Source organism: Georgenia sp. Z2081, from assembly GCF_055326445.1.
The window spans coordinates 51,558-77,999 of record NZ_JBUZNK010000005.1; the positions used below are offsets into that span (position 1 = coordinate 51,558).

The following is a 26,442-nucleotide window of genomic DNA, read 5'->3' on the forward strand; positions in this document are numbered from 1 at the left end:
CGAGCCCGTTCGACGCGATCGCCACGACACGGAGCCGATCAGCCGATGAGGTAGGCGAACCCACGACCGTCCGCCACCACGCCGGTCACGCACTCGTGCGCACGGGCGAGGTACTCGCCGAACAGCTCTCGCAGGTCAGGCAGAACCATTGCCGCCTCGCCGGGGGTGATTGCACGGACCCACGCGTCCCACCCATCGTCGGCCCATCGCACCGCCCCCTCGAACATCCGATGGGCGGGCCGCGCCCCCGACGAGCTCCCGTCGAGGCCCGCAGTCAGGTCCTGCAGCGTCGACCACGCCTGACCGCGGAGTCCGTCACGCCTGCTGACACCATTGCTGGATGCCACCGACCTACCAGCTCGACGACACCCCGACGCGGGCCGAGCTCATCGAGCTGTACGACGCCGTCGGCTGGACCGCCTACACGAGGGAGCCCGACCGCCTTGCTGCCGCCGTCGCCGGCTCCGCCGCCGTGGCGACGGCCCGAGACTCCGGGCGTCTCGTCGGTCTCGCGAGGGTCGTCGGCGACGGGCACACGATCGCCTACCTGCAGGACATCCTCGTCGCCCCCAGCCACCGGCGCCGGGGCATCGCCGGGGAGCTGTTCCGCCGGGTCCTCGCCCCGTTCGCGCATGTGCGGCAGCAAGTCCTCATCACCGACGACGAGCCCGGACAGCGCGCCTTCTACGAGGCGATGGGATTTCGCGCAGCCCACGAGCTCGAGCACCCGGTCCGCGCGTTCGTCAGGTTCTCGTGACGGCCCCGCGCGGGGCCCAGCGCGACCCCGCGTGCGCGGCCGGGAACCCGGCGTAGCTCGCGGTCAGTCGCGCTCGACAGCCAGCCACAGCTCGCAGGTGGCCGTGCGGAAGTCGTCCGACCGCTCGAGGACCGCGACGATCGACGGTCCCGGCCGTAGGCGCCACGGGTTCGACGGGAACCACTCGGTGGCGGTCGCCGCCCAGACGTCCTGCAGCGCAGAGGGATGCTCGCCCGAGGTTCGGAAGACGGCCCACGCCCCGGCCGGCACCTCGATCGCGTCGAGGTCGTCCGGCACGCGCGCGTCGGCCCGGACCGCCACGCCGTGCAGGTAGGTCAGCGCGGTGCCCTCCGTGTAGTCGACGTCGACGTCGGCGCTGACCTGGAGCAGCCCCGGTGGTTCGGTCGAGCTCATCGCCTTGAGCCTGTCGTGCTCCTCGGCGGGGATCGCGGCGACGTGCTCCTGGATGTGCGGGTTGACGCCGACATGGATGAGTGGCACCCGGGCGGCGTGCCCGATCAGGCGGAAGGCGGGGCGGTCGGCGATGCGGACGTCCATGGGGATGCTCCCTTCGACGGTCAGGTGGAACCTGAGACGGACCTGGCTGCGAAGGGGGCCGCCGGCACGCCGGACCACGCTGTGGCTCACGCCGTGCACGGAGCGGAACGCCCGGCCGAACGCCTCGGTGGACCCGTAGCCGTGGCGCACCGCGATCGTCAGGACGTCGTCGTCACCGACCAGGTCGGCCGCGGCGAGAGTCATGCGCCGGCGCCGGACGTACTCCGAGACCGGCATCCCGGCCAACGACGAGAACATCCGGCGCAGGTGGTACCCGGTGGTCCCGAGTCCCCGGGCGCACCCGTCGAGGTCGACGCCGTCGCCGAGATGCGTCTCGATCTCGTCGACGAGGCGGTTGAGCTGATCGATCACTGCGGCTCCCTTCGGCCTCCAGCATCGTCACCCGGCACCCTGGCCGCCCGACCGTACGGGCCCGATCCGATCGTGCCTACCGACGAGCGGCGCGATCGTCGTCGGAGACGGTCGGCCCGCGCCACCCCGAGGCTGGTCGCTCGTGCTCGATCGGCGCCTTGAGGCCGACACGATGCCCGTCCGGGTCACGCACGATGGCGAAGCGCTGGCCCCACGGCATGTCGGTCGGCACCTTGATGACGTCGGCACCGACGCCGTCCGGCTCGGCGACGAGGTCGTCGAGCTGCCGCGCGGACCCGAGCTCCAGATCGATCTGAGGGCCGCCGGCTACTGGCCGTGGCGCCGTCTCGTCCCACCATGCGGCGAACGCGGTCGAGTGGATCACCATCGTCACGCCCGTGTTGGTGGCCACCCATGCTTCGGCAACGCCCTCCCCGTGCCGGTTCCGGCTACGGAACTCGACCCCGAGTCGTGCGTAGAAGGCGCGGCTAACCTCGATGTCCGCGACGATGAGGTTGATCTGGGCGACGACGACCATCTCTCCAACGTAGTCGGCGGCCGTGCGCCAGCCGGCGCGGTCCCGGCCCGGCCCGGCCCGGTGCGGCGCGGCAATCAGGGTGCCGGCGCACGGACCCGAATGCCCAGCTCCTCGGCCGCCTCTGCGAGGCGGATGTCATAGGTGACCAGGGCTTCGACGTCCAGGCGGATCGCGGCGGCCAGGTGCAGGGCGTCGAGAGAGCGCAGCGTCGCACCGGCCAGCAGCCCTGCCTCGCGGTAGAGGCTCGGCGGCAGATCGTGGAGGTCGACCCGGTCGAGGATCGATGACACTGCGGCCTGCGGCAGGTCGTGTCGGGTTGCGAACCGACGCAGCTCGGTCTCGAGGAGGTGCGTGGCTACCAGGCGGACCTCGGCATCGTCGGCCCACGCTGCAAGCGGGACGCTCTCGGGCTCCTCGACCAGCAGTTTGGCCGCTGCCGAGGTATCGAGATAGAACCTCGTCAACGCTCGCCCCGAAGGTCGTCGATCGAGTCGGCACTCGGGGTCGCGATCACGTGCCGGGGCAGGTGGGAGAACTCTCCGCGGATCGATGCCGGACGGTGCAGCGGCAGGGAGTCGGCGGCCTCGGCGATCGGGACCAGCCGCGCGACGGGCTTCCCCCGGTTCGTCACGGTGTACGACTCACCTGCCGCGACGGCATGCAGGACCTCGCCGCTGCGGTTGCGAAGGTCGCGGTGCGAGACGTTGGTGACCACAGGGAAAATGTAGCACCCGTAGCACCCGTAGCACCTTGCGCGTTCCTGTCGATCCCGCGTGCCGGTGAGCGGGCCGAGGCGGCCGGCGACACCGCGGCGCACCGCGACCGCGCCGCTCGACCGCCTCGACGCTGCGCTCGACGAGAAGGAGCGGGCCCTGACGCAGGGTCGTCACCAGCTGGTCGGTGATCGTGCCGGACAGGCCGTGCCGGACAGGTCACGCCGGGAGACGAGATATCAGCCAGCGCGGCGTCGCCCGGACGTAGGCGTCGTACTCGTCCCCGAAGAGCGACCGCAGCGCAGCTTCCTCGGCGGGTATCTGGACGCGGTCGATGACTGCCGTGAACAGACAGGCCGGTAGGACTGCCACCGGCGATCTCAGACTGAGCGCGTGAGCGACAAGGACTCCAGCCATGCCGAGGTACATGGGATTGCGGGTGAGACGGTTCGGGCCCGACGTGACCAACGAGCCGGCACCGATGGCGACCGGGTTGACTGTCGTGCGCCGGCGCCGGAACTCATGGATCGACCGGCCCATCAGCCAGGCCGATGCCGCCAGCAGAGCCGAAGCCCCGGCCTGCGTCGCTCCGGTCGCAACGCGCCTGCGAGCGATCAGCCGTTGCGCGCCGAGCGCACCGATCATGAGCACGACGGGCGGCATCCGGCCCTTCGGCGTCACCGGCACCTCGTCGGCACTCCCGTCAGTGCGCACAGCAGCCGTCCGTGCACGGGTCGGCCTCCTGCTCGCCGGACAGCACGGCGGCCGGCGCAGCGCAGCACGCGTTGCCCCGCCACGCCTCGACGCCCTCGCGGACGGCGAAGGCGGCGATGACGAGCGCGGCCACGGAGTCGGCCCAGGCCCAGCCGAGCAGGCTGTTGAGGAGCAGTCCCACCAGGAGCGCCGCCGACAGGTAAGTGCAGATCAGCGTCTGCTTGGAGTCGGCGACGGCGGAGGCCGAACCGAGCTCGCGTCCGGTGCGCCGCTCGAACCAGCTGAGGAACGGCATGACGGCGAGGCTGAGCGCGGCGATCGCGATACCGACCGGTGAGTGCTCCGGCTCGCGCGCCCCGAGCAGCGACAGCGTGGCATCGACCCCGACGTAGGCGGCCAGGGCGAAGAAGGACACGGCGATCACTCGCAGCGCGATCTTCTCGCGCCTCTCGTGGTCCGGCACGGCGAACTGCCAGGCGACGGCCGCGGCGGAGAGCACCTCGACGAGGGAGTCGAGGCCGAACCCGATGAGCGCGGCCGACGAGGCTGCCCGGCCGGCGAGAAGGGCGACGGCGGCCTCGACGACGTTCCAGGTGATCGTGATCGTGACGACGATCCGGATCCGCCGCCGCAGGATCTCGGTGCGGCCCGGGCTGAGCGCCGTGGCCGTCACTGCGCCGCCTCGGGCTCGCAGCAACCCGGCACCGGGCACTGCGGGTCCACGCACGGGGCGCTCTCGTCGACGGCGAGTGTGACGTCGACCAGTGCCGTCAGCGCGGCGGCGATGTGCGGATCGGCGATCTCGTACCGGGTCTGCCGACCCTCGGGCTCGGCGACGACGATGCCGCAGCCGCGCAGGCAGGACAGGTGGTTCGACACGTTCGGACGCGTGAGGTCGAGGTCGCGGGCGAGGCGAGCCGGGTAGCCGGGCCCGTCGAGGAGCGCGAGCAGGATGCGGGACCGGGTCGGGTCCGCCATGGCCCGACCGAGCCGGTTCATCGCGTCCACCCGCGAAGCAATGGTCAGCATGCGCTGACCATACAGTGAGCGCTGACCTGAGGGGAAGAGGGCGACAACGGGGCAGACTGGGCCGATGAACGGGACATCGTCGTCGCGACCCACCGAACCGCGCAGGCCGGCCGCGGACGGCGCGCTCGAGGTCGCACCGACCGCGGGCGGACTCGACGCCCGCCGAGCGGAGGCGGCCGCGCGGCTCGCCGAGGTGGAGCAGGAGCTGGACGCCCTGCGCAGCGCACGCCGGGCAGGGTCCGACGACGACGAGCACGACCCGGAGGGCGAACCCCTGTCGGCGCAGTGGTCGCGGCTCGAGGGCCTGCGACGGATGCGGCTCGACGCGCTGGCGGCGATCGACGACGCCCTCGCCCGCCGCGAGCGGGGCGAGGGCGGGCGGTGCACGGTCTGCGGGAACCCGATCCCGCCGGCACGGCTCGCGGTCCGGCCGGAGGCGACCACCTGCGTCGGGTGCGCGCGCTGAACCGAGAGCGCGCCACCAGCGTCCTGGCCGGCTACTCCTAAGCCGTGCGCGGGACCTCCCCCTCGCGCAGCGGCCGCACACGCAGGGCCGATCGGGTGTCGGACCAGGAGACCTGGGAGACGGCGCGCCATCCGTACTCGGCCAGCTGGACCCACAGGGTGTCGCGGTTGACGTCGGTCCGGTTGCCCTTGGCGTAGACGATCCACACCGCGCCGACGTCGGTCAGCTCCTCGAGGTGGTCGGCGAGGACGGTGTCGACCGCCGCGCGGTCCTCGGTGAGCAGCACGGCGACGTCGGCCTCCGTCACCGGACCGGGCACGACCTCGTGGGCGCCTCGCAGCGCCTCGGGCAGGTCGTCCGACTCGGGCCAGGTCCACACGGTGGCGCCCGGCTTGGCCTGCAGCTTGCGCGCGAGCGCGGCGGCGTCAGTCATGGCTCGCCGCCGTCGTGCGCAGCGTGCGGGCGACCGCACGCAGGAGCGGCGTCGTCTTCTTCCAGCCGCCGCTGAGGAACACGCGGGCGAACTCGGCACCGAGGCCGGAGAAGCCCTCCTGGAGGAACTCGAAGCGGCAGGAGTCCGGCCCGGTCTCGACCACCTCGAACGTGACGATGGTGTCGATCGGCCCGCCCCGCCAGGACCAGCGCATGCGGTGCGGCGCCTCGATCTCGAGGACCTCGAGGTGGACGGTGCCGTCGAACATCGGCGCCGGCTCGGTCGTCATGGTGAACCGGTGGCCGACCTCGGGCCTGAAGTCGTTCGGCATCAGCCAGGTGGCCAGCAGCTCGGGCTCGGTCAGTGCGCGCCACAGCGTCGATGCCGGCACGTCGAAGTCCGCGGTCTTGTGGATGCGACTCATGTCTGGTCCTTCGTCTCGAGGTCGTCAAGGACGTGGCCGAGGAGGCTGATCCGCTCCGTCCAGAACCGGTCGAGCGAGGCGAGCCAGTCGGTCACCTCGCCCAACGGCCGGACCTGCAGGCTGTAGACGCGCTCCCGACCGTGCGTGCGGCTCACGACGAGCCCCACCTTCCGCAGCTCGCCGAGGTGCTCGGACACGGTGGACTGCGCCAGTCCGAGCGGCTCGACGAGGTCACGGACGGCCCGGTCCTCGGCGGCGAGCAGCGCGAGGATCTCGCGGCGCCGCGGGTGGGCGATCGCCGTGAACACGTCCGGCTGTGCCGTCGGCCTCCCCATGGCACGCATAATACATCGGTTGTTACCGATGAATCAAGGGTGCGCCGCATGGCCGTGCGGCGTGGCGGCCGAAACGTGCCGCACGGGGTGTCCTGCGCCGGACCCGGCACCGGCGCCAGGTCCGGAGCAGAGGCGGTCAATCGGCGCTACCGGCCAGCCAGTCGAGCACGTCGCGCGGGACCCGCGGGTCGCCGAAGAGCTGGACGTGCCCGACGCCGGGGTAGATCCGGTGGTCGGCCCCCGGGATGCCCTGGACTGTCGCCGTGAGCGCCTCGACGGGGAAGTAGCGGTCCGCCCCCCCGCCCAGGAGGAGGACGGGCGTGGCGATGCGGGCGAGCGTCTCGCGCGCGTCGTAGGCGACCTCCGCGGCGACCTCGACGAGAAGGTCGGACCTCGGGGTGCGCCCCCGCGCGAGCATCGCGCCCATCGCCCGCCCGGCGAGCGCGCGCACCCCGGGCAGGTCCGGGAGGTCGACGAGGAGCTCCACCAGCACCGCGTCGGCCTCGTGGGGATGTCCGGCACGATCGGCGGCGAGCAGCCGGCGGTCCAGGCTCTTCGCCCAGTCGCTCAGGGTGGCGGCGGCACCGACGACGACGAATCGATCGGCCACGCCCGGGTGGTCCGCCCCGAGGTGGAAGGCGATCATCCCGCCGAACGACTGCCCGAGGACGACGTCCGCGTGGCCCATCTCGTCGTCGATGAGACGCGCGTGGTCGGCGGCCATGTCCGCGACCGTGTGCCCGGGCGGCATGTGGCGCGGCCGGGTCGCCATCCACACCGTCCAGCCGGCCTCGACGTACGGCCACAGGCCCTTCTCCATCATCCGCCCGATGCCGCCGTCGGAGATCTCGCTGCCCGGGCCGCCCGGGATGACGAGCATCGTCCGCGGACCGTCGCCGAGGACGACGACGTCCATCCCGGTCGGAGTGGTGAAGGTCCGCCGCACGGCAGGCTCCGGCGGACCCGACCGCCGCCCGACCCGCGAGCGAGCCACGACTCCCCCGACGACGACGGCCGCGACGGCGGCTCCGATCAGCAGCGTGCGGCGGCTCGCCATGCGTGTCTCCTCAGGTCGGGTCCGGCCGGGTCGGCAGCGCCGTGGGGCACGGCGCGGACGGCACCCAGCGTGCGGCCCGGGGTCGGCACGGTCCACCGCAATTCCGACGGCGTCAGGGGTCGGGGCGGCCTCGCCACCCGTCCGACCCACCGGCGGGAGTGGGTATCCGGTGGGCACGCGTCACCAGGGCGAGCCGTACCTGACGAGGAGCACGACGGCGGACACCGCGGCAAGCAGGAGCAGGGTCACACCCATCGTCGGCCCGACGAGGCGGCTGGTCGCCACTGAGTCCCGGGCGAGCCGCGGGACGAGGACGGCGAGCGCCACCAGCTGGACGAGGCCGAGGACGGCGAGCGAGGCGTCGCCGAGGAAGAACGCGAGCGGGATGAAGTGCAGGGCGACGAAGACCGCCACCCACCAGGCCATCCAGCGCGTGCGGCGCACGCGCCAGAGCCACAGGCATCCGGCGCCCGCGAGGAGCACCTCGGCGGCGACGAGCGCCCCGAACCACGGGTATCGCCCCTCGAGCGCCGAGCCGCCGCCCCAGTGCACGGCGACGGACGCGCCGAAGGCGCCGGCCAGCACGAGGCCGAGCCCGGACCCGACGCCGAGGCGCCACCGCCAGCTCGCGGGCGGGTCCTCCTGGCCCCAGCCGAACCAGACGAAGGCCATGAGGCCGAACCAGGCGATCGTGAACGCGTGATCGCGCAGGTAGTCCGTCAGCATGCCCCTCCCCCGTCGGTGGTCGTGATCGCCCGAGGGTACTCAGGGCGCCGGAACGCGTCCGCCGGCGTAGAGCCGGGTCACCGCATCCACGAGCTCGGTGAGACCGCTCGGACGTGCATCGCGCCACCAGGCCAGGCGGACCGCTATTCGGGGCCCGTCCGTCACCGGCCGATAGGCGATGCCGGGCCGGGGATGGTGGTGCGCGGTGGCCTCGGCCGTGACGCCGACGGCGCGCCCGGCGGCGATCGTGTCGAGCCAGACGTCGACGTCGGACGTCTCGACGAGCTCGGGGCGGCCCCCTCCGTCGGGCCACAGGTCACGGGTCGTGGTACCGACGCGGGGGTCGACGGCCACCGTGCGTCCGGCGATCTCGGCCAGGGTCAGCCTGCGCCTCCTCGCCCAGCGCGCGTCGTCGTCCGCGTAGGCGACGAGGCGACGCTCCAGGCCGACGACGACGGACCCGAAGCGCTTCTCGTCGACGTCGCGGCGCACGACCGCGACGTCGCACAGCCCCTCGGCCAGTCCCGCCGTGGGCGACCTGTGGCGCACGAGCTCCAGCTCGATCTCTTGGTTCTCGCGAACCCAGGACCGCTGCAGCGTGGCCGTGTGGGCCCCGAGCGCGGCCCACGCGTACCCGAGGCGGAGCCGCTCGTGCCGCGTACGCAGGAGCTCCTCGAACCGGTCGGCCTCCGCGAGCACCCGGCGGGCGGGTGGGAGGAGCCGGCTGCCGGCCCCGGTCGGCTCGCAGCCCCGCGACACTCGGCGCAGCAGGCGGGTTCCCACGGTCCGTTCGAGGGAGGCGATCGTCCGGGAGACGGCGGCCTGGGACACGCCCAGCTCGATCGCGGCGTCCGTGAACGACCCCGCCTCGGCCGCGGCGACGAACACCCCCAGCTCGCGCAACGACCACTCCATGAGGAAAGCGTATGGCACGACCGCTCCATGCATGTGGTGGATCGGAACGGCCTTCCTAGCGTGACGGGCATGAGTCGGTCGTCGGTCGCAGATGCGCAGCAGGACCCCGCCCGCTCGTCAGCGACCGCGAGCCCGCGCCGGCGTGCGGCGGGGATCGCGACGATGCTCGGCAGCTCGGCCTCCAACCAGACGGGAGCCGCCCTCGGGGCGACGGCGTTCCCTGCGATCGGGCCCGTCGGGGTCGTCGCGGTTCGCCAGCTGGTCACGGCGGCGGTCCTGCTACCGACCGTCCGACCGCCGCTGCGCGGGCTGACGAGGGCCCAGTGGTCCCCGGTCCTCGGGCTCACGGTCGTGTTCAGCGTGATGAACCTCAGTCTGTACCTGGCCATCGAGCGCATCGGTCTGGGTCTGGCCGTCACGCTGGAGTTCCTCGGACCCCTGGCCGTGGCGATCGCCGGCTCGCGGCGGGCGCTCGACGTCGCCTGCGCGATCCTCGCGGGGGCGGGCGTCGTCGTACTCACGAGCCCGGGCCCGACGACGGACGTGCTCGGCATCGCGCTCGCTCTCGTCGCCGCCGTGGCGTGGGGGTCCTACATCCTGCTCAACCGCTCCGTGGGTCGGCGGCTGCCGGGACTCCACGGCACCGCGGTGGCAGCCGCCGTGACCGCGCTGGCGTGGCTCCCGGTGGCGGTGCTCTGGTTCGCCGCCCGTCCACCCACCGCGTCCGCGCTGCTGCTCGCGACCGCCTGCGGGCTGCTGTCGTCGATCGTCCCCTACGTCGCCGACCTGGAGGCCCTGCGCCGCGTCCCGGCGGCGCTGTTCGGGACGTTCACCTCGATCAACCCGGTCTGGGCGGCGCTCGCCGGGCTCGTCCTGCTGGGTGAGCAGCTCGCGGTGAACGAGTGGGCGGGTATCGCGCTCATCGTCCTCGGCAACGCGGTCGTCTCCGCACGTGGGCTGGGCCGATCGTCACGACGTCGGTGCGGCTAGCGCTGCCTGGCGACACCGGGGCCACGCGCAGCACCCCGGACCCGGCGCGACCACTCCCGGACCAGGGCCGAGACGACGTCCGGCTGTTCGAGGTGCACGTTGTGCCCGGCCCGGTCGAGAGTCGCGTAGGTCGCGGCCGCGTAGTGGTCGAGCAGCCCGAGCTGGTCGCGGTACCCGACCACGTGGTCCTGCCGGCCCGTGACGACGAGAGCGGGGCGGACGAACGGGGGTGACACCGCCTCCGGCACGTCGTCGAGGACGTACCGGGCCGCGAGCCGGGACATCGCCGTCGGGTCGGCGGACCGGATGCCCGGCAGCGCGTGGTCGCGGAACGCCAGCCACGACTCCGCCGTCTGGCGCGCGGCGATCCCGGTGAACTCTGCGCGGTCGTCAGCGGGCAGCGACGCGAGGAGCGCGTCGTCCCGTTCCACCACGAGACGGTCCGGCAGGGTGCGCCGGGCCGGGTCCGGGTCGACCACGGGCGCGATCAGCGCGATCCCGACCACCTGCTCGCCCAGCTGCGCAACGAGGTGCCGGGCGAGCAGCCCGCCGAGCGAGTTGGCGAGCAGGGCGAACGGAGCCGTCCCGACGAGCCCGCGGACCGCGTCGACGAGCCACCGCGCGAGGTCCGGCAGGTCGCCGTGGCCGGTCAGCGCGGGCGCGCCGCCGAACCCCGGGAGGTCGAGGTAGAGGCGTTCCCACCCGTCGTCGAAACACGGGTCGAGCGGCAGGAGCAGGCGATGATCCACGCCGTTGCCATGGATCGCCACCAACGGCATGCCGGTCCCGCGTCGCACCACGGACGCCTCGGGGTTCACGTGACTCCCTCCGGTCGGTGCGCGGCGGACGCCGGCACGGCGGGACGATACGCCGCGGCGTCGACATCGAGCAGCGACGCTCGCACTCCTGGCGGCCGGCGGCGGTCGCTCTGCGAGGTGGGTCGGCTCGGGCTCGCCACCGAGCGCAGCACGCGCGGTGTTCGGCGTCCGCCGCATCCGACGCCCTGACGGGGGCTGCTCAGCGGGCGTACGGCACGTCGCCGAGCGGGAGCGGCTCGGGGTTCCGCGTCACCCAATCGACCGCGAGCTCCGTGAGGCGCGCGAGGTCGGCGTCGGCGCCCCGGCCGGTGCGGGTCCGCTCGCCGAGGTCCCGCGCCTCGGCGAGGGCGTCCGGGGAGAGCGGTGCCTGAGTACCGATCGTGGTGACGACCGCATCGATCATCGCCCGGTAGTCGGGGCCCCAGTTCGCCCCACCGTTGCGGAACATCTCGTCGGCGACCTTGCCGGTGATGCGGATGACCTCCCCCTGACGGGTCGCCGCGGCCCCCGTCCCGGGCACGAGGAGCTCCCACAGCGCGGCGTGCTGCTCCCGCCAGCTGCCGGCCGGGACGACGATCGGGGAGGAGCCGTCGTGCATCACCCGCCTCGCGACGGGTTCGACGTCGAACATCGCGTACAGCTCACGCAGGGCCGCGTCGGTCTCGTCGACCTTGTCCGCGGCGAAGACATCGCGATAGTGCTCGAAGCTCGCGCCGATCCGCTCGACCCGGTCCCGCATCCCGTCAGTGACCGACGCCCCTCGTGCGACGAGCAGGCGGGCGATCGGCACGGCCTCGGTGACGGTCGCGTTCTCGACCCGACCGAGGGCCAGCTCCAGCAGCGTCGTCGGGTCCCAGCCGTCGCCGGAGACCGCCGCCCCGTACTCGGCGAGCAGCTCGGCGGCGCGGGCCCTCAGGAGGAGCACGGCATTCTGGAACGGGGTGCGGCCGTCCGTCCCGGTCGCCTCGATGTCCGCCCCGAGCGACAGCAGCAGCCCGATCTGCCGGACATGCCCCGGCATGGCGGACTGCGCCCGATCGGCCAGGGCCGTGCGACCCGCGGAGTCACGGGAGTCGACGTCGAGCCCCTGCTCGACGAGCCACACGATGAGCTCGTCGGGACAGTCCCGGAAGCCCAGGGCCGTCGACCTCCGGTACCCGCCGTACGCGTCGAGCTCGCAGGTGTCGTACACCGCGACGAGCTCCGTCAGCGATGCCGAGGTGAGCATCCGCTGGAAGTCCTTGGGGAGCGTCTTGCGCTTCCGTGCCATGCGCGTACACCTTTCCGTCGGCGGCTATCGCAGGTCGTGGAGAGGCACGGTCCTCCAGCGACATGGTTCCCCCGCCCGACGCGCTCTCGCACGGAGTATCGCACCCGGTCATCGGTCCGGCAACGACGGCTCGGCCCGACACACTGGCTAGCCTCTCGGCATGGGTGACTCCCTGAGCACGGCGGACGACCTGGTCGACGCGCTGCACGGCGCGGCCGACGCCGGTGAGGTCTCTCGGATCCGCGCCCGCGTGGCCGACGACGAACCGGTCATCGGCGTCCGGATGGGCACGCTGTTCGACATCGCGAAGCGGGCCACCGACGTCCCGCGGACGGAGCTCGAGGCACTGTTTGCGCACCCTGCGTACGAGCCTCGCCTCGCCGCCTTCTGCATCCTGGACTTCCGCGCCCGACGACGCCTCGACGACGAGGGGCGGGCGGATCTCGCCGGCCTCTACCTCGACCACCACGATGCCGTCAGCACGTGGGACATGGTCGATCGCGCAGCGCCCCGCGTGCTCGGCTGGCCGGTCCTCGTCGGCGCGACCGCCTTCTCCGTCCTTCAGGACCTCACGCGATCGCGGGACCCCCTGAGGCGACGGTCGGCGATCACCGCCCCGCTGTGGTTCATCAAGAAGGGGTCCGATGCCGACGTCAGGCGCGGGCTCGAGATCGCCGACCGCCTCGCGGAGGACCGGCACCCACGCGTTGCCTCCGCCGTGACGATCTACCGCAAGCACGCGTCGGGTAAGAGGCGCGTCGTCGCACATCTGCCTAGATGTGCTCGTAGATTCCGACCCACCGGCCAGGAAAGCGCCGTCGCAACGCGTTTCGGAGCTCGTCGTGCTCGTCCCACAGCTCCGTGGTGATCGCCAGACTCCCCACGGCGAGTCCAGCATCCAGGTCCCAGTGGTCCATCGGGGTCGTCGCGCCGCAGGCACGGCAGGTGAGCTCGGGGGCTACGCGGCTTCGCCACCACTGATCGCCCGCGTCGTAGAGCGCCCCGTCGTCGTCGTCGAAGCTCCACCGATGGTTGCAGCGGGGGCAGCCGATCCCTTCCGCGGCCTCGGAGCCGTGGTACATCCGCCAGGAGTCGTACACCGTCACATGGTCCTCGTCCAGGCCCGCCCCCACGCTCTGCGCCAGGCGCTCCAGGCGTGGCCCGTAACGGTCGGCCGGGACGACATCGTCATGTGGCGCGAGCCAGTCGGAGAGCCCCTCGGCCTCGACGGACCAGCCCTCGGAGCGCAACCACTCGCGCAGCTCGTCGGACAGTCGCCCGACGGTCTCGGACGTCGCCTCGAGGTACACCAGGTGGTAGCGCTGGTCGCTCACGCGCGCACGCTACCGCTCACCGGCGGGCGCGCCGGGATCGGCGGAGCACGATGGAGGCCACGGTCGGCCAGCAGCCTCAGCACCCATGCGGCCGACGGCGTCCTCACCGAGCGCCCTGATGAGCAGGTTCATCACAGCGACCACCTCGATGCATACCTGGGCCGCGATATCGTCGGGTTCACGATGAACAGGTCGACTCTCGTGCGCGGCTACGCTGCTCGACACCCTCCCCTCATCTCCCGCATCGACGCCGCTCCAGGCGGCTGGACACATCCATGACTGAGCCGGTCCTCGCTTCTTCAGCCGATGTCACGCCCATCTGGCGGTTGCGCCGCCGGCGCGAGGACTGGCTCTCCTCACGCGGTATCGACCAATGGAGACCAGGAGAGATTCCGGTGTCCACCATCCAGGCCCAGGTCGATCGGGACGAGTGGTACGTCGTCCGTGACGAACGGGTCGTCGCAGCGCTCCGGCTGCTCCGCTCCGACCCGGACTTCTGGGGACCGGACGACGGGACGGCCGCCTACGTCCACGGCCTGATGGTTGATCCGGACCGGGCCGGGAACGGCCTGGGCGCTCGACTCCTGGACTGGGCGACCGTCCAGGCCGAACGGTGCGGAGCGACGCGACTGCGTCTGGACAGCGCGCTCACCAACCCGGGCCTGACCCGCTACTACGAGCGCCTCGGCTTCGCCCGCAGAGGGCAGCGCCAGGTCGGCGAGCTGTTCGAGGTCATCCTGTGGGAACGAGCCGTCTAAGGGGTTCGACGCCGTGACCGTCTACGCGTGCCGTCAGGACTCGAGGACGTACCGCAGGGTCTCCACCACCTGGTCGGTGGTCGTGCACCAGGCCTGGGCCGCGGCGTCGACCTCCTTGAGCGCATGGACGATGTCCGCCTCGTGGAGGGTGACGTACGGCTTGCCGAGCGCGGCGCAGTAGCCGGCGTCGAAGGCGGCGTTCCACTGCTTGTACTGGTCCCCGAAGCGCACCACCGCCAGGTCGCTCTGCTCGATGAGGGTGCGCGTGCGGATGGCGTTGACCTTGGCGGACTGGTGGTCGCGCCAGAACTGGCTGTCCGTCGGGCCCAGGTGGTCGCCGGCGGCGTCGCTCGCAGGGTGGTCGGTCACCGGGGCGGTGAATGCGACGTCCAGGCCGGCGGCCTCCGCACCCCGCCGGATCTCATCACGCCACCCGGTGTGGATCTCGCCGGACAGGTAGACGGAAAAGCTCATCGTCGAAGACTCCTCGGGGGCGTGCGGTCGGGTGCGGCCCGCTCTCGTCCCCACCATGCCACGGCTTCGACACGAGGAGCCAACGCGGTCGATGCCCGGCCCTCCGCGCGGCGGTCCCACCTACGCCGCACGCGCGCCCCGACCCGTCAGCACCCGCACGGCACGGCACCAGATCACCGAGCCGACGAGCACCGGCACGAGCCAGGCCGCGAAGCACCAGATGACCACGACCGCACTGGTGACGAGGGGCGCGGATGTCGTGGGCACACCCCGATGTGGCGCTGGGTACGGTGCGGCCCATGGCGTGGACACGTGCTCAGGAGACCTTCATGAACGCCGCTCTGCGCAACCCGCAGCGCGGCGGGAAGCATGAGCTCGACGTCGCCACGAAGGTGCTGGAGCCCGACGAGGTCGTCTACGAGTACCTCCTCTGCGCACTCAAGGGCGACTCGTGGCCACTCCTGGTCGTCACCGACCGCCGCATCGTCCACACCGTCGACCGCATGGTCGCCTGGTGGCACGTGCGTGAGGAGGTGCCGGCCGCCCAGGTGGTCGGCGCCGAGCTCGAGCCCAAACTGCTCTCCTGGCGACTGCACGTGCACCGGCACGGCGGCGACCCGCTCACGGTCAAGGTCGCCGACCGCAAGTGGTCGGAGCACGTCGTCGCGCTCGTCAACCACCTCGCCGCCGGCGGTGCGCCGCCGCTGTGAGGCCTCAGGCACGTCCGATGAGGCGGGCGACCGGGGCGACGGCGGACGGTGCGCGGTCTGCGGCCAGACCATCGCATCGGCCCGTCCCACAGGACATCGTCGACGCCGACAGCTATCTATGGTCGGCGACGAACTGTTCGACCGACCGCAGCCGGATCGTGTCGCTCGCCCGATCCGCGAAGCTCTCGTGATCCGCAACGAGCACGGGCGCCACGATCAGGTCGTCGGAGTCCAGGTCGAGCGTGACGAGTCGCGCGCCGTTGACGGTCAGCCACTCATCGAACTTCTGCACCCCGTCGGGCACGGTCATCGTGGCCTTCCACGGCACGCGACCCGGAACCGGGATGCCCAGATCGCGACACGCCGACTTCAGCAGCTCACCGGTCTCCTCGGGCACCACGCCCTTCCAGTCGATGACGAGCACGGTCCCCGCCTCGACCGCGGCATCGAGGAGCGCGTGGTCGGTCGTCGCGCCCAGCGGGTCACCGCCGACCGGCGTCAGCAGCGCGGCCAGGTCGTCGCGCGACACGGTCCCGGACAGCTCGACCGGCTCGCGGGCCACCTCCGGTTCGATGACTCTCGGCGGCTTGGGCTTCTTCCACGGACCGGGCAACCGGATGTCATCACCCAGACGCGGGAGCCCCGCCTCACGCGCGTGATCGGCGAGATCGACGGGGTACTCCGGCACGTCACGCACCGGCCCGTCGTCGAGCCCGTACGCCTGCGCCAGAACGACCGCCTCGAACACCCACTCACCGGTGAAGAACTCACTGGTGGGTGGAATCAGCCGGCGGACCTTCTCGTTGTCCGCGCGCCAACGTCGCACATAGCGCTCGAACGCGACCTGTCGGCGACCACGCGTCGCGCTTCCGACCTTCAACCACCCCTCGTACGCCCGCGACAGGGTGTCGTTCTCGCTCACCGGCCGCGGAACCCCCTGGATGACCGCGAGCGCATCGAGGACGCGCGAAGGCAGCGCCGCCACCGAGGGATGTGACAGCACGGTCGTCGCGACATCCGCGCGGCCGAGGCTCGTCGCGATCAGAGCACAATCGATCGCCCCCCGGTGTATGTCCCTGTCCTGGAACACCGCCCGGAGGTTCGGATCCGCCCCGGCCATCAGGGTCTGCAGCCGCAACGAGAGCAGCAGGTCGTCACGCCATGCGTCACACAGGTCCGCCGCCAGCTCCGGAACCGGCACCCCCGCCGCATAGCACCGGCTGAAGTACGTCACGTAACCACGGCACAGACCGGGCGCATCCCCCACCGATCCCCTCAGCGCCGCAGCTCCGGAGGCAGGATCCGCATCGATCCGCGCCAGGGACTCGATGACTCCCTGACGGTCCCGGTCGATCCACTCACGTTGCCTCGCCAGGCTGTTCTCGAGCTCGTCGAGGTCGATGCGGTCGTCGCGAACGGCGTGTCCCACGAGTCAACCCCCATGACTTAAGGCGTGATCGCCACGAACCCTACAGCGCTGCTCCGCACTCATGTCGGCGAGCAGTGCCCCCTCGCCTGCCTGTCGATGATGCCGCGGTCGCGGCGTGGCCAGGGGTCCTCGTCGACGCTCCTCGTACTCGCGGACGAGGTCCCACGAGGTCGATGCCACTGCCGACTGCGCCGCGGCATACGCCTTCCCCGCATCGAGGAGCACCGGGTCCGCGCCGTGGGAGATGAGCGTGTGCGTGCTGTCCCCGGGGGAGGTCTCGAACACGGCGTCGACCTCGCCCTCGTCGCCGTGCAGAACCGATTCCAGCAGTCGGACCGCCGCTGGTTCGTCCATACGACCCATGCTTCCTGCCGCGTAGCACAGCGGCAGCAGAGCAGCGCGCAGCAGCACGTGTCGAGGCAGGTCCTCCCGGATCCGCGCGACGTGCGCCTCGGAGACGGGGATGGTGAACCTCCGAGCGTCGCCGAGAGCATCGGCCCCGCCGATGATCTCCAGACGCAGCCGTCCGTCCTCGCGCAGCACGTCGGGCAACCAGCGGCCACGAGCGAACACGACCTCGGCCATGACGCCAACGTACTCGAGCCCGTCACGGATGACCGACTGAGGACGCTGCTCCCACCACGCGGTGGACGCGGGTCTGCGACCTGGGATGTCGTTCAGCGCAACGGCGGCTCGGGGTGCTGGGGGGCAGCGTCCTGAGGTGACCTACGCGCGAAAGGTGCGCACCTCCTCGGGTGCAGCAGACCGGACTCCATGCACGACCTGTCAGGTGGAGCCCGATGGCGTACCCGGCACCGGGCCGTCCGCGGCGTCGTGAACGAGACGTCGAAGTGTCTGCACGACACCGAGCGTCCGGTGTCGCTCCCGGGACCAGTCCACCCGGACCCGCCCGAGGTACTCCTCCCTGGCGAGCGCCAACAGACCGGCCCCAGCTTCATCCAGGCGATGGCGAATCCGCTCAGCAGCATCGTGCTTCGGAAGCAGCTGTCCCGATTCAGCCGTCACGGCCATCCGCGCCAGGGTCAGCAGGACGTTGCGCTCGTCGCCGACCAGGCCGTCGAGCACGTCGGGGAGAAGATCGAGCTGAGCCTGCCGAAGCAGAGCAGGAGGGACGCGAGGCACGACGTCACGCAGCGACGCCCCCTGCAGCACCCGGTGCGCACCCAGCGCTGCGGACAGGAGGACCACCACATCCGGATCACGCTCCGGCACGGGAACGACGCCGTCGACGAGCTCGCTGCGCATCCATTCCCCGAACTGGAAGTCGCGACGCGGCTGCTCAGTCAAGGGGACCACGTCGTCCACGACCACGCTGGTCACTTCCAACGGCCGACGGTCGACGACCGCGGGGAACTCGCCCTCGTGCCCACTCCACCCCGAGACGTCGAGCAGGAGCGAGACCAACGGGGCCCGCTCCGCTGTGGTCAGCGATCTGCGGGTGAGGACGAGCAGGTCGACATCGCTGTCGGGATACAGCCCGGTCGTCGCACCCGAGCCACAGAGGTACACGCCGACCACGCCGCCGGGGTCCTGGCTGCGCAGATGACCGAGTACGGATCGGATGAGATCGTCGTCCACCGCGACGGGGCTACTGCTCACGCCACCTCCAGAGGCACCATCGCGGCGATCTGATCCACGGGCGCACACTCTCCCTCGGAGAGTCCGAGAAGGGGCGTGCCAGCCTCAGCCGACCACCGAGCGGATGATCTCCGCAATGCGCTTCTCCGTGTGTGCGTCCACCGCCTCGAAGTACCAGGCGGCCGGCATCAGCGTCCCGTCGGCGCCTCCCGCCGGCCGGTGGTCGACCTTCTCGGTGAGCGCGAGGTTCAATCGCTCGTCGTTGCGCAGCGTCACGAGTGCGGGAGTGCTCGCCGACATCGCATAAGCGGGCATTCCGTACCAGATCCGCGGCTTGAGATCGGGGGCGGCAGTCACGATGATGTCGTGCACACGCCGCACGATCGACCGCTCCTCCATGCTTGAGATCCTGTCGATGACCTGAGTCAGGTTCTTCTCGTCCTTCGACGACATGTCATGTCCTTTCGTGGCCGATGTCGCATCGGCGGAATGAAGTTGGCGCATCGTGCGCCGCACCCCATCCGGACATGTCCTGAGCGTCTCAGGCCTCTCCGCGATGATTCACGTGTCCTCACGTGGAAGCGCAGTCGGTGGCATGCCACCGAGCGGCAAAGGTACCTGCCCTCGAGTCAGCGGGTCCAGTCCGATTCGTTGCGCGCGGGCTCCGCTGCTCGTCAGGGATCAGGCCGTCGTGCGCGACGACACGGATCGTCGGGCTCGAACGAATACAACCGCCCCGCTCACCGCGTGTCGTCCCACCTTCGGTTCGCTCATCTGCGAGACCGGTCAGACGTTGAACCGGAATTCCACCACGTTTCGTAGCCGAATAACGTTTGACGTCAGGCGACCTGCATGCGCTGGTCACCCATCACGTACTCGAGGGCGAGCTCACCACCGACGGCCTCCAGGTAGCTGCGGATGGTGCCGACCTTCGCGCTGTCGAGGTCGCCTTGCTCGATGTCCGAGCCTGAGGACGCGGTGCCGCGGGCCACGGATCCGAACACCCTCGGACTGGTCGAGGAGTACTTGGACCGGCCGCCCGAGGAGGGCACGGGCAGACTGCCCGACCCACCACGACTCCAGATCACCCTTCCGCGAGACCCGCGAGTTGTCCGGTGACCAGTCCCCATCCCTCGGCGAGGCCGAGTTCATCGTGACGGGCACGAGCGCGCGGATCCCCATGGCGAGCCACGACCCGATAGAGAGTCCCGTCCGGATGGTCGGCGAGGGTGACTTCGCCGGTGACCGCGACCGGCTGCGGGTTCGCCGGGCGCAGCGTGTGGTCGACGGCATTCGTGAACACGAGTCGTTCGGCCTCCTCGGCGACGAGGAATGCCGCATCCATATGAGGCGTGAACGCGGATCCGCCCTCGCTCATCGTCGTGACGAATCCACCGCCCGCGTGTGGCGCGAACGACTCGACCCGGCAGATGTAGGGCTCCGGGATCCACCATCTCGCAAAGAGCTCGGGCGTCGTCCACGCCTTCCAGATCACCTCCCGTGGAGCGCGGATAACACGTTCGATGGTGAGGTCCAACTCGGGGTTCATGAGATCTCCTTGTCGAGGTCGGTGAGGTCGGTGACGAGCTCATCGAGGCGATCCGTACGCTCTTCCCAGTTCCGCCGCTGCACGAGGAGCCAGTCCTCGATCACCGAGAACCGGTCGCGCTGGAGGGCGCACATGCGCACCCTCCCCGACTTGGAGGTGCGTACAAGACCGCTGTGCTCAAGGACTCGAACATGCTTCAGGAACGATGGCAGCGCCATGGACGTGTCGGCGGCAAGATCGCCCACACTCGCCTCTCCGGCACCGAGCCGACGCACGACGGCGCGCCGAGTCGGGTCCGACAGTGCGGCGAAGACATCGTCCAGCGTGTCCTCATACTTAGCCATATGGCTAAGTATGCCGCACATCGCACGTCCCCACAAGGGGACAGCTGTTTCAGTCTCGCCCTCGGTGCGGCACGGGGACCGATCCACCCTGAATGCCTCCATGAGCATCGCCTTCACCCACAGCATTCTCGCCGCCCGCGATCGTCAAGAGTCCGCGGAACTCCACCGAGTTCCGGCACGGAGAGACATATGCCGACCACGAGCGGAGGGGCTCACAGTCCAGCACGGCTCCACGGATCGATCAGCTCGACACCCGTCTTCACGAAATCCTCCGTATTCCGCGTTGCGCAGACCGCGCGCCGAGTCCTGCAGATGGCGGCGATCTGCGCATCCGCCGTTGCGATCGGAAGCCCCACTCGCTCGCGCTCAGAGAGGACTTCGGCGTAGGCAGCGGCGCACGAGTCATCGAACGGCAGCACAGCATGCCCGCCGCGATAGGGCTCTACCGCCGCCGTTACCGCTGCTTCCAGCTCGGACTTCCGTCGCCCTTCGGGTAGCCGCTGCACACCAGCAAGAAGCTCCGCAAGCGTGACCGCTGTGATCGCAACATCGCCATCGAGCGACTTGAGCCACGAGACGACACCCGCATCGGGTTCCCGCTGGAACAACTCCGAGATGATGTTCGTATCGAGGACGATCACTCAAAGTCCACGGCCCGGGCGGCGTCGCCGCGCTCAGGGATCGACAACTCATCGACACCGCCGACACTCTGCGCCGCGCGCATCAGCGCGACACCGATGTTCGGCCGCTGTGCAGCTTTGGTGAGGATCTCACGCACCTCAGCCTCCATCGACCGCCCGTGCCGCTTCGCCTGCGCGACAAGCCGATCCTTCACGGAGTCATCGAGACCGCGCACGATGATGGACGACATCTACACGACCTCCCGAGTGATATCACCAATGATAGCGAGGGCGCCGCTCGTTCGGTAGTGTCCAAGAACGCGCTTCGCCTCGGCCGTCCCAGACGACGACCGAGGCGAAGCGCGAGCAGATCAGCAGTTACACGTTGAGACGGAACTCCACCGCATCACCATCAACACCTTGTTTGAGAATGGCCAGCGGGAAGCGTTCTATCACCCTCGCTGCCAGTTCTTCGGTGCGGTTCTCGATGTCGTCAGGGGTCCAAGACTCCCTCGTGGCCAGGTCAGCGTTCAGTGACAGTCCGTTTCGATAGCCGATGTGCCTGCCCTTTGCGTCCTGGCGGTCGCGCTTCTCAGGGAACGACTTGTTGCCGAGGTTGCTGTTATACGCGGTAATGGTGAGGTTGCCGAGCCTATGCTTGTGCTGCTCCTGAACCTGGGCAGCGACCTCCTCGCCCCCGAGCATCTCCTGCCACTCAGCCGGAAGGTTCTCGCCCTGCGGTAGGATGTGCTCGATCGTCCAGACGAAACGGTTCTTTTCCTGACGCCACAGGTCGACACGCGTCTCCTTGGTCATGGCGTCCTCGGCCAGCGTCGCGAGGACGAACCGGGCGACGTCGCTGTTCTCCTCGTAGATTCGCCCCAGGAGCCGGGTGCGGAACTCCTCGTCGGACACTGAGGCCGCACTCAGCTTCTCCCCGACGATCTCCACCACATCGTCGCCTCGGGCATCACCCACAGCGTCGATGGTCGTCATAAACAGCTTCGCCAGCGCGTACGTCTGCGGGTATCCCGTGAGGTTGCGTCGGACAAAGAAGCTCGTGAGGCGGTCTACGACCGCCTCGATGTGTGCATCTGTCAGAACCAGATCGGACTGCTTCGATATCAGCCACATGAGGAGCACGTAGGACGGCGCGCCCTGAGCGCGCATCAGGCGCTGGAACGACCGGTCAAGGGTTGTCGGCTGGTCGAGTTCAACGACGCAGTTGATTCGACCGTAGATCTTGCTCGCCGCCACCAGCGAATCGACGACGCGTTTGAGGCCCTGCTCGAGGATCTTCTCGTAGACCCTGATCAGGTTGGACTTCGTGGCGACCGAGGCGTTTGAGACTTCGGGCAACTCTGACTTGAACGCGTTGTAGTAGTGGCGGAGGAAGCGCTCCTGGGTGGAGTAGCTGTCACCGAGGCTGGTCAGCATGTCGTTCCAGTGCTTGAACGCCTCGTCGACGTCCATGATCTGCTTCTTCTCCGACTCGGCGAGAAGGTGGTTCTTGATCAGGTCTACCGGCGAGAGGGGCATCCCGCGGTTGTTCAGGGACTCGAACAGCACGAACGCGTCGGCGTGGTTGGCCACCTCAATCTTCACGATCACCGCCTGCAGGGCCGCCTCATGCACCCGCAGGGCCGCCTCCGGCTGTGTGATCTCCTCAGTCTCGGCGAGCCTCTGGATCGCGGAGCGGAAGTAGCGGTAGCACTTGGCAATCCTGCGGCTGGGGAAGTACGGCTTCCATTCTCCCTCCACCGGCAGGCCGGCTTCCTCGAGCACCTTGCGGAAGTCGGAGAGATTGTGGCCCTGCTTCTGCGGCGTCACCCTCGGCTGCTGGTCGGCTTTCCGCACCAACTGCCGACCGAGGTTGACGACATCCGTTCGCGTGTCGTCGTCGAGATCGTCGAGGTGCTCCTTGAGTACCGAAAAGACGGCGGCCAACAACAAGGTGAGCGTCGTCAGTCGCTGCTGCCCATCGATGACCTGCAGGATGTTGCCCTCGAGCGTGTCCGTGGTCTGGTCGAGCGTGATGATGGTGCCCAGGAAGTGTGCGCCGTCGGCCTCAATGAGATCTTCGAACAGGTCTTCCCAGTGGGACTTATACCAGGAGTACTCGCGCTGGTAGGGCGGGATCCGGTACAGCACGTTGCCTTCGTGACTGAACAGCGTGTGCACCGGATACTGGTTGGCAGATTTGATCATCGAGGACCTCCCAGCTCACGCGCCCATATGTGGCTGACCTCTCCGTCGATGAAGTCGCGGACCCTGTCGTGCAGGTTGCGTGATTCTGTCACTTCCTACCCCCAGAGGTTAATCCGCTACGGAACTCGACCACGTCGCCGTCCTGCATGACGTAGTCCTTACCCTCCATGCGCGCCCGGCCGCGGGAACGCGCCTCGGCCACCGACCCGGCGTCGACGAGGTCGTCGAAGCTGATGACCTCCGCCTTGATGAAGCCCTTCTCGAAGTCCGTGTGGATGACCCCGGCGGCCTGCGGGGCCTTCCAGCCCTGCCCGATGGTCCAGGCGCGGGCCTCCTTCGGCCCGGCCGTGAGGTAGGTCTGCAGCCCGAGCGTGCGGAAGCCGACCCGTGCGAGCTGGTCGAGACCGGCCTCGTCCTGCCCGGACTCCGCGAGCATCTCGGCCGCCTCGTCCGGCTCGAGCTCGACGAGCTCGGACTCGAACTTCGCGTCGAGGAAGATCGCCTCCGCGGGGGCGACGAGCTCTCGCAGACGCGCCTGCATCTCGGCGTCGGCGAGCCCGTCGTCGTCGGTGTTGAAGACGTAGATGAACGGCTTCGTCGTCATCAGCTGGAACGAGGCGAGGATCTCCGCGTCGAGGCCGGCGGCCGAACCGGACGCCGACAGCGTCTCGCCGCGCTCGAGGATCTCGACCGCGGCCTTCGCCGTGGCGAGCACCTCGGGCTCCCCCTTCTTGATCCGGGCCTCCTTCTCGAGGCGCGGGATCGCCTTCTCGAGCGTCTGGAGGTCGGCGAGCACCAGCTCGGTCGTGATCGTCTCGATGTCCGACGCGGGGTCGACCTCGCCGTCCACGTGCACGACGTCCGGGTCGGCGAACGCCCGCGTGACCTGGCAGATCGCCTCGGCCTCACGGATGTTGGCGAGGAACTGGTTGCCGAGCCCCTCCCCCTCGCTCGCACCCTTCACGATGCCCGCGATGTCGACGAACGACACGGTCGCCGGCAGGATCCGCTCGCTGTCGAAGATGTCGGACAGGACCTGCAGGCGCGGGTCGGGCAGCGGGACCACCCCGACGTTCGGCTCGATCGTCGCGAACGGGTAGTTCGCGGCGAGAACGGTCGCGCGGGTCAGTGCGTTGAACAGGGTCGACTTGCCGACGTTGGGCAGGCCGGCGATTCCGATGGTGAGTGCCACCAGGAGAGTCTAGGTGCGCCGAAGGCCCGCACGAGCAGTCCGCCCCTCACGGCCGCCGCGCCTCGATGAGCTCGCGCAGCTCGGCCACCGCACGCTCGAGATCGGCGACGCTCACCGCCTGCTCGCCGTCCCGGATGTCGACACCGACCTGACCGCCCTGGGTGATGGTCCCCCGCTCCACCTCGGCGGCGGAGTCGGCACCCTGCATGCGCAGGGCGATCGAGAGCTCCTCACGGGTCATGCCGAGCCGGTGCAGCGCCGCGTCGTCGATCCTGCCGTCCTCGACGAGAACCGTCGAGCGCCCCTCCAGCAGCACCCTGGCCCACTCCCAGCGGGCGGCCAACCGTTCCAGCCCGGCGTTCACCGACACCAGCACGACGATCCCGAGCACCGCGCCGGTCACCGAGAAGTCGTCACCGATGATCGCGTTCTGGATGGCCTCGCTCAGCAGCAGGACCACCACCAGGTCGAGACTGTTCATCTGAGCCAGCATTCGTTTGCCCGCGACACGCACGACGAGGACCACCGCGAGGTAGACGCCCACCGTGCGCAGGATCTTGTCCAGCGGTGGGATCTCCATGACGAGAAGCTCCTGCACGAGCGACTGGCTGACGAGCTCGAGGGTCACGACGGTTCGCCTTCGCCTGCACGCATGGCGCACGCCCGCCGACCTCGGCGATCGTGCCGGAGTGCCAGCGTGGCACCGTTCACACTGCGCCGCGAGGCGCCCGCCGGAGCGAGGCGTCTGCCGGAGCGACACGTCTGCCGGAGCGAGGCGACCGGGCGGGGCACGGTTCGGCATGACGGGGCCCGGTGTCGGCGGCACCTGTGACGATGGCGGCATGACGCTCTCGACGCCCGTGCTCGTCCTCGTCGTCCTGCTCTGCCTGGCTGCGGGAGCAGCGCTCGGCGCGGGCGGGCACGCCCTGATCACCGGCCGTCGCGAGTCGGAGCGTGCGCAGGGCACGCACGAGCGGGCCACCACCGACGCGGCAGAGCTGGGCGCGGCCCGCGCCCGCGCGGACGAGCTCGCCGCCCAGGTCGCGGACCTGCGGGAACGCGCCTCGGCCGACGCCGACGTCCTGCAGGCCCTCGCCCCGCTGCGCTCCGGCCTGGCCGACGTCGGGCACCAGGTCCAGCGGCTCGAGCGCGAGCGGGCGGCACGCGCCGCGGCGCTGGACGAGCAGCTCGCCGCGGCCCGACGGGCGGACGCCGAGCTCGTCGCCGCGACCGGCGAGCTGGGCCGCGCGCTGCGGGCGGGCGGCTCGCGCGGGCAGTGGGGCGAGGTCACGCTGCGGCGCGTCGTCGAGGCGAGCGGGATGCTCGCCCACGTCGACTTCGACACCCAGCGCACCGCGGGCACCATCTCAGGCTCCCGGTCCGGCGCTCGGCCGGATCTCGTGGTCCACCTGCCGGGCGGGCGAACGCTCGCCGTCGACGCCAAGGTCCCGATGGACGCCTACCTCGAGGCGAGCGCGATCGACACCGGTGCGAGGGGCGCGGACGCCGAGCGCCGCGAGCGACTGCTGGCCGCGCACGCGAAGGCCCTTCGCGGACACGTCGACGCCCTCGCGTCCCGCGGCTATCACGCGGAGCTGCCCGGCAGCCCGGAGCTCGTCGTGCTGTTCCTGCCGTCCGAGCCGCTGCTCGGTGCGGCGCTGGAGGCCGACCCCGGTCTGCTGGAGCACGCCCTCGCACGCGGGGTCGCGCCGACCTCACCGTCGTCGCTGCTCGCCCTGCTCCGCGCAGTGGCCGCTGTGTGGACCGGCGAGAAGGCGGCCGACGAGGCCGGCGAGCTGCTCGAGCTCGGTCGCACGCTCGCCGACCGCCTCGCCACGGTCGCCACGCACCTTGGCAGGGTGGGATCGTCGCTGCGCTCCGCCGTCGGGCACTACAACAGTGCGGTCGGCTCCATCGAGGGGCGACTGCTCGTGACCGCCCGATCGCTGGAGTCACTCGGCACGCAGGACCTCGAGCTGCGCCCGCTGGACCCGGACGACGCGCAGGTGCGGGCCTTCACCGCGCCTGAGCTCGCCGAGGCGGACGCAGAGCTGGTGCGCACAGAGACGACTCGGGACGACCCGGTGCGCGAGGAGAGCGTCGGCTGAGG

The 26,442-nt window shown here is 70.5% G+C and carries 37 protein-coding genes; 7 read left to right on the top strand and 30 right to left on the bottom strand.

The window, feature by feature from the left end:
• Positions 1-340: 340 nt before the first annotated feature.
• A complete protein-coding gene (locus ACZLKG_RS08475) occupies positions 341-757 on the top strand; it encodes a GNAT family N-acetyltransferase (RefSeq protein WP_425709760.1) in 417 nt (138 codons plus the stop codon).
• A gap of 63 nt (positions 758-820) precedes the next feature.
• Here the strand turns inward: ACZLKG_RS08475 and ACZLKG_RS08480 are convergent, their stop codons facing one another.
• The 7 genes from ACZLKG_RS08480 to cmtR all read right to left on the bottom strand — a co-directional run bounded on the left by ACZLKG_RS08480 (position 821) and on the right by cmtR (position 4,681).
• Positions 821-1,687 carry an AraC family transcriptional regulator gene (locus tag ACZLKG_RS08480; protein ID WP_463648492.1) on the bottom strand — a complete coding sequence of 289 codons (867 nt, stop codon included), beginning with the start codon at positions 1,685-1,687 and terminating at the stop codon, positions 821-823.
• Positions 1,688-1,763: 76 nt separating this feature from the next.
• On the bottom strand, positions 1,764-2,225 hold the full coding sequence (locus ACZLKG_RS08485) for a VOC family protein (protein WP_425709758.1): 462 nt from the start codon (positions 2,223-2,225) through the stop codon (positions 1,764-1,766).
• Positions 2,226-2,299: 74 nt separating this feature from the next.
• The gene (locus ACZLKG_RS08490; protein WP_425709757.1) at positions 2,300-2,689 is read right to left on the bottom strand and encodes a type II toxin-antitoxin system VapC family toxin; all 390 of its coding nucleotides are present in this window, start codon (positions 2,687-2,689) and stop codon (positions 2,300-2,302) included.
• Entirely contained in the window at positions 2,686-2,940 is a 255-nt protein-coding gene (locus ACZLKG_RS08495) for a type II toxin-antitoxin system Phd/YefM family antitoxin (protein WP_425709756.1), read from the bottom strand. Before ACZLKG_RS08495 ends, ACZLKG_RS08490 begins: the two co-directional genes overlap by 4 nt.
• A gap of 217 nt (positions 2,941-3,157) precedes the next feature.
• Complete coding sequence (locus ACZLKG_RS08500; protein ID WP_463648493.1) at positions 3,158-3,619, bottom strand: methyltransferase family protein; 462 nt, start codon at positions 3,617-3,619, stop codon at positions 3,158-3,160.
• A 22-nt stretch (positions 3,620-3,641) separates the two neighbouring features.
• On the bottom strand, positions 3,642-4,325 hold the full coding sequence (locus ACZLKG_RS08505) for a cation diffusion facilitator family transporter (RefSeq protein WP_463648494.1): 684 nt from the start codon (positions 4,323-4,325) through the stop codon (positions 3,642-3,644).
• Positions 4,322-4,681 (bottom strand): Cd(II)/Pb(II)-sensing metalloregulatory transcriptional regulator CmtR, encoded by a 360-nt coding sequence (gene cmtR, locus ACZLKG_RS08510; protein ID WP_463648495.1) that lies wholly within the window; start codon positions 4,679-4,681, stop codon positions 4,322-4,324. Before cmtR ends, ACZLKG_RS08505 begins: the two co-directional genes overlap by 4 nt.
• A gap of 64 nt (positions 4,682-4,745) precedes the next feature.
• Here cmtR and ACZLKG_RS08515 point away from each other — a divergent pair, with 64 nt between their 5' ends.
• A complete protein-coding gene (locus tag ACZLKG_RS08515; protein ID WP_463648496.1) occupies positions 4,746-5,147 on the top strand; it encodes a TraR/DksA family transcriptional regulator in 402 nt (133 codons plus the stop codon).
• A gap of 37 nt (positions 5,148-5,184) precedes the next feature.
• On the opposite strand, the gene ACZLKG_RS08520 is transcribed toward ACZLKG_RS08515, so the two are convergent.
• The 6 genes from ACZLKG_RS08520 to ACZLKG_RS08545 all read right to left on the bottom strand — a co-directional run bounded on the left by ACZLKG_RS08520 (position 5,185) and on the right by ACZLKG_RS08545 (position 9,037).
• Complete coding sequence (locus ACZLKG_RS08520) at positions 5,185-5,580, bottom strand: hypothetical protein (RefSeq protein ID WP_425709751.1); 396 nt, start codon at positions 5,578-5,580, stop codon at positions 5,185-5,187.
• The gene (locus tag ACZLKG_RS08525) at positions 5,573-6,004 is read right to left on the bottom strand and encodes an SRPBCC family protein (RefSeq protein ID WP_425709750.1); all 432 of its coding nucleotides are present in this window, start codon (positions 6,002-6,004) and stop codon (positions 5,573-5,575) included. The genes ACZLKG_RS08520 and ACZLKG_RS08525 overlap by 8 nt, the downstream gene beginning before the upstream one ends.
• Positions 6,001-6,339, bottom strand: a complete 339-nt coding sequence (locus ACZLKG_RS08530) for an ArsR/SmtB family transcription factor (RefSeq protein WP_425709749.1) — start codon at positions 6,337-6,339, stop codon at positions 6,001-6,003. The genes ACZLKG_RS08525 and ACZLKG_RS08530 overlap by 4 nt, the downstream gene beginning before the upstream one ends.
• Before the next feature lie 136 nt (positions 6,340-6,475).
• A complete protein-coding gene (locus tag ACZLKG_RS08535; protein ID WP_425709748.1) occupies positions 6,476-7,396 on the bottom strand; it encodes an alpha/beta fold hydrolase in 921 nt (306 codons plus the stop codon).
• 180 nt (positions 7,397-7,576) lie between these two features.
• On the bottom strand, positions 7,577-8,122 hold the full coding sequence (locus ACZLKG_RS08540) for a hypothetical protein (RefSeq protein ID WP_425709747.1): 546 nt from the start codon (positions 8,120-8,122) through the stop codon (positions 7,577-7,579).
• Positions 8,123-8,161: 39 nt separating this feature from the next.
• Positions 8,162-9,037, bottom strand: coding sequence for a LysR family transcriptional regulator (locus ACZLKG_RS08545; protein WP_463648579.1), 876 nt, complete (start codon positions 9,035-9,037; stop codon positions 8,162-8,164).
• Between the two features lie 69 nt (positions 9,038-9,106).
• Here ACZLKG_RS08545 and ACZLKG_RS08550 point away from each other — a divergent pair, with 69 nt between their 5' ends.
• On the top strand, positions 9,107-10,027 hold the full coding sequence (locus tag ACZLKG_RS08550; protein ID WP_425709745.1) for an EamA family transporter: 921 nt from the start codon (positions 9,107-9,109) through the stop codon (positions 10,025-10,027).
• On the opposite strand, the gene ACZLKG_RS08555 is transcribed toward ACZLKG_RS08550, so the two are convergent.
• Both ACZLKG_RS08555 and ACZLKG_RS08560 read right to left on the bottom strand, forming a co-directional pair.
• Positions 10,024-10,845: an alpha/beta fold hydrolase gene (locus ACZLKG_RS08555; protein ID WP_425709744.1), complete on the bottom strand. Its 822-nt coding sequence runs from the start codon at positions 10,843-10,845 to the stop codon at positions 10,024-10,026. The two genes, ACZLKG_RS08550 and ACZLKG_RS08555, sit on opposite strands and share 4 nt — an antisense overlap.
• Before the next feature lie 199 nt (positions 10,846-11,044).
• On the bottom strand, positions 11,045-12,115 hold the full coding sequence (locus tag ACZLKG_RS08560) for an ankyrin repeat domain-containing protein (RefSeq protein WP_425709743.1): 1,071 nt from the start codon (positions 12,113-12,115) through the stop codon (positions 11,045-11,047).
• A gap of 160 nt (positions 12,116-12,275) precedes the next feature.
• On the opposite strand from ACZLKG_RS08560, the gene ACZLKG_RS08565 reads away from it, so the two are divergent.
• The gene (locus tag ACZLKG_RS08565) at positions 12,276-12,983 is read left to right on the top strand and encodes a DNA alkylation repair protein (RefSeq protein WP_463648498.1); all 708 of its coding nucleotides are present in this window, start codon (positions 12,276-12,278) and stop codon (positions 12,981-12,983) included.
• Here ACZLKG_RS08565 and ACZLKG_RS08570 read toward each other — a convergent pair.
• Positions 12,889-13,449, bottom strand: coding sequence for a hypothetical protein (locus ACZLKG_RS08570; protein ID WP_463648499.1), 561 nt, complete (start codon positions 13,447-13,449; stop codon positions 12,889-12,891). The two genes, ACZLKG_RS08565 and ACZLKG_RS08570, sit on opposite strands and share 95 nt — an antisense overlap.
• A gap of 275 nt (positions 13,450-13,724) precedes the next feature.
• Between ACZLKG_RS08570 and ACZLKG_RS08575 the strand changes: the two genes are divergently transcribed.
• Entirely contained in the window at positions 13,725-14,207 is a 483-nt protein-coding gene (locus ACZLKG_RS08575) for a GNAT family N-acetyltransferase (protein ID WP_463648500.1), read from the top strand.
• A 33-nt stretch (positions 14,208-14,240) separates the two neighbouring features.
• On the opposite strand, the gene ACZLKG_RS08580 is transcribed toward ACZLKG_RS08575, so the two are convergent.
• Together ACZLKG_RS08580 and ACZLKG_RS08585 are read right to left on the bottom strand one after the other, a co-directional pair.
• Complete coding sequence (locus tag ACZLKG_RS08580) at positions 14,241-14,681, bottom strand: YtoQ family protein (RefSeq protein WP_463648501.1); 441 nt, start codon at positions 14,679-14,681, stop codon at positions 14,241-14,243.
• A gap of 120 nt (positions 14,682-14,801) precedes the next feature.
• A complete protein-coding gene (locus tag ACZLKG_RS08585; RefSeq protein WP_425709740.1) occupies positions 14,802-14,948 on the bottom strand; it encodes a hypothetical protein in 147 nt (48 codons plus the stop codon).
• Positions 14,949-14,980: 32 nt separating this feature from the next.
• Here ACZLKG_RS08585 and ACZLKG_RS08590 point away from each other — a divergent pair, with 32 nt between their 5' ends.
• Positions 14,981-15,391 carry a hypothetical protein gene (locus ACZLKG_RS08590; RefSeq protein WP_463648502.1) on the top strand — a complete coding sequence of 137 codons (411 nt, stop codon included), beginning with the start codon at positions 14,981-14,983 and terminating at the stop codon, positions 15,389-15,391.
• A gap of 112 nt (positions 15,392-15,503) precedes the next feature.
• Here the strand turns inward: ACZLKG_RS08590 and ACZLKG_RS08595 are convergent, their stop codons facing one another.
• The 12 genes from ACZLKG_RS08595 to ACZLKG_RS08650 form a co-directional block, all read right to left on the bottom strand.
• Complete coding sequence (locus tag ACZLKG_RS08595) at positions 15,504-16,820, bottom strand: DUF6630 family protein (RefSeq protein ID WP_463648503.1); 1,317 nt, start codon at positions 16,818-16,820, stop codon at positions 15,504-15,506.
• A gap of 3 nt (positions 16,821-16,823) precedes the next feature.
• A complete protein-coding gene (locus tag ACZLKG_RS08600) occupies positions 16,824-17,405 on the bottom strand; it encodes a DUF6357 family protein (protein WP_463648504.1) in 582 nt (193 codons plus the stop codon).
• A gap of 201 nt (positions 17,406-17,606) precedes the next feature.
• Positions 17,607-18,419, bottom strand: a complete 813-nt coding sequence (locus tag ACZLKG_RS08605; protein ID WP_463648506.1) for an aminoglycoside adenylyltransferase domain-containing protein — start codon at positions 18,417-18,419, stop codon at positions 17,607-17,609.
• Between the two features lie 105 nt (positions 18,420-18,524).
• Positions 18,525-18,872, bottom strand: a complete 348-nt coding sequence (locus tag ACZLKG_RS08610) for a DUF1801 domain-containing protein (RefSeq protein ID WP_425709735.1) — start codon at positions 18,870-18,872, stop codon at positions 18,525-18,527.
• Positions 18,873-19,258: 386 nt separating this feature from the next.
• Positions 19,259-19,411 carry a hypothetical protein gene (locus ACZLKG_RS08615; protein WP_463648507.1) on the bottom strand — a complete coding sequence of 51 codons (153 nt, stop codon included), beginning with the start codon at positions 19,409-19,411 and terminating at the stop codon, positions 19,259-19,261.
• Between the two features lie 92 nt (positions 19,412-19,503).
• Complete coding sequence (locus tag ACZLKG_RS08620) at positions 19,504-19,968, bottom strand: SRPBCC domain-containing protein (RefSeq protein ID WP_463648508.1); 465 nt, start codon at positions 19,966-19,968, stop codon at positions 19,504-19,506.
• On the bottom strand, positions 19,965-20,312 hold the full coding sequence (locus ACZLKG_RS08625; RefSeq protein WP_463648509.1) for an ArsR/SmtB family transcription factor: 348 nt from the start codon (positions 20,310-20,312) through the stop codon (positions 19,965-19,967). The genes ACZLKG_RS08620 and ACZLKG_RS08625 overlap by 4 nt, the downstream gene beginning before the upstream one ends.
• Before the next feature lie 212 nt (positions 20,313-20,524).
• A complete protein-coding gene (locus tag ACZLKG_RS08630) occupies positions 20,525-20,953 on the bottom strand; it encodes a PIN domain-containing protein (protein WP_463648510.1) in 429 nt (142 codons plus the stop codon).
• A complete protein-coding gene (locus ACZLKG_RS08635) occupies positions 20,950-21,183 on the bottom strand; it encodes a FitA-like ribbon-helix-helix domain-containing protein (RefSeq protein ID WP_463648511.1) in 234 nt (77 codons plus the stop codon). Before ACZLKG_RS08635 ends, ACZLKG_RS08630 begins: the two co-directional genes overlap by 4 nt.
• A 127-nt stretch (positions 21,184-21,310) precedes the next feature.
• Positions 21,311-23,140: a DUF262 domain-containing protein gene (locus ACZLKG_RS08640; RefSeq protein WP_463648512.1), complete on the bottom strand. Its 1,830-nt coding sequence runs from the start codon at positions 23,138-23,140 to the stop codon at positions 21,311-21,313.
• An 88-nt stretch (positions 23,141-23,228) separates the two neighbouring features.
• Entirely contained in the window at positions 23,229-24,332 is a 1,104-nt protein-coding gene (gene ychF, locus ACZLKG_RS08645) for a redox-regulated ATPase YchF (RefSeq protein ID WP_463648513.1), read from the bottom strand.
• Positions 24,333-24,378: 46 nt separating this feature from the next.
• Complete coding sequence (locus ACZLKG_RS08650) at positions 24,379-24,960, bottom strand: DUF421 domain-containing protein (RefSeq protein ID WP_463648514.1); 582 nt, start codon at positions 24,958-24,960, stop codon at positions 24,379-24,381.
• A gap of 214 nt (positions 24,961-25,174) precedes the next feature.
• On the opposite strand from ACZLKG_RS08650, the gene ACZLKG_RS08655 reads away from it, so the two are divergent.
• Positions 25,175-26,440, top strand: coding sequence for a DNA recombination protein RmuC (locus ACZLKG_RS08655; RefSeq protein WP_463648515.1), 1,266 nt, complete (start codon positions 25,175-25,177; stop codon positions 26,438-26,440).
• The last annotated feature ends 2 nt before the right edge of the window (positions 26,441-26,442 follow it).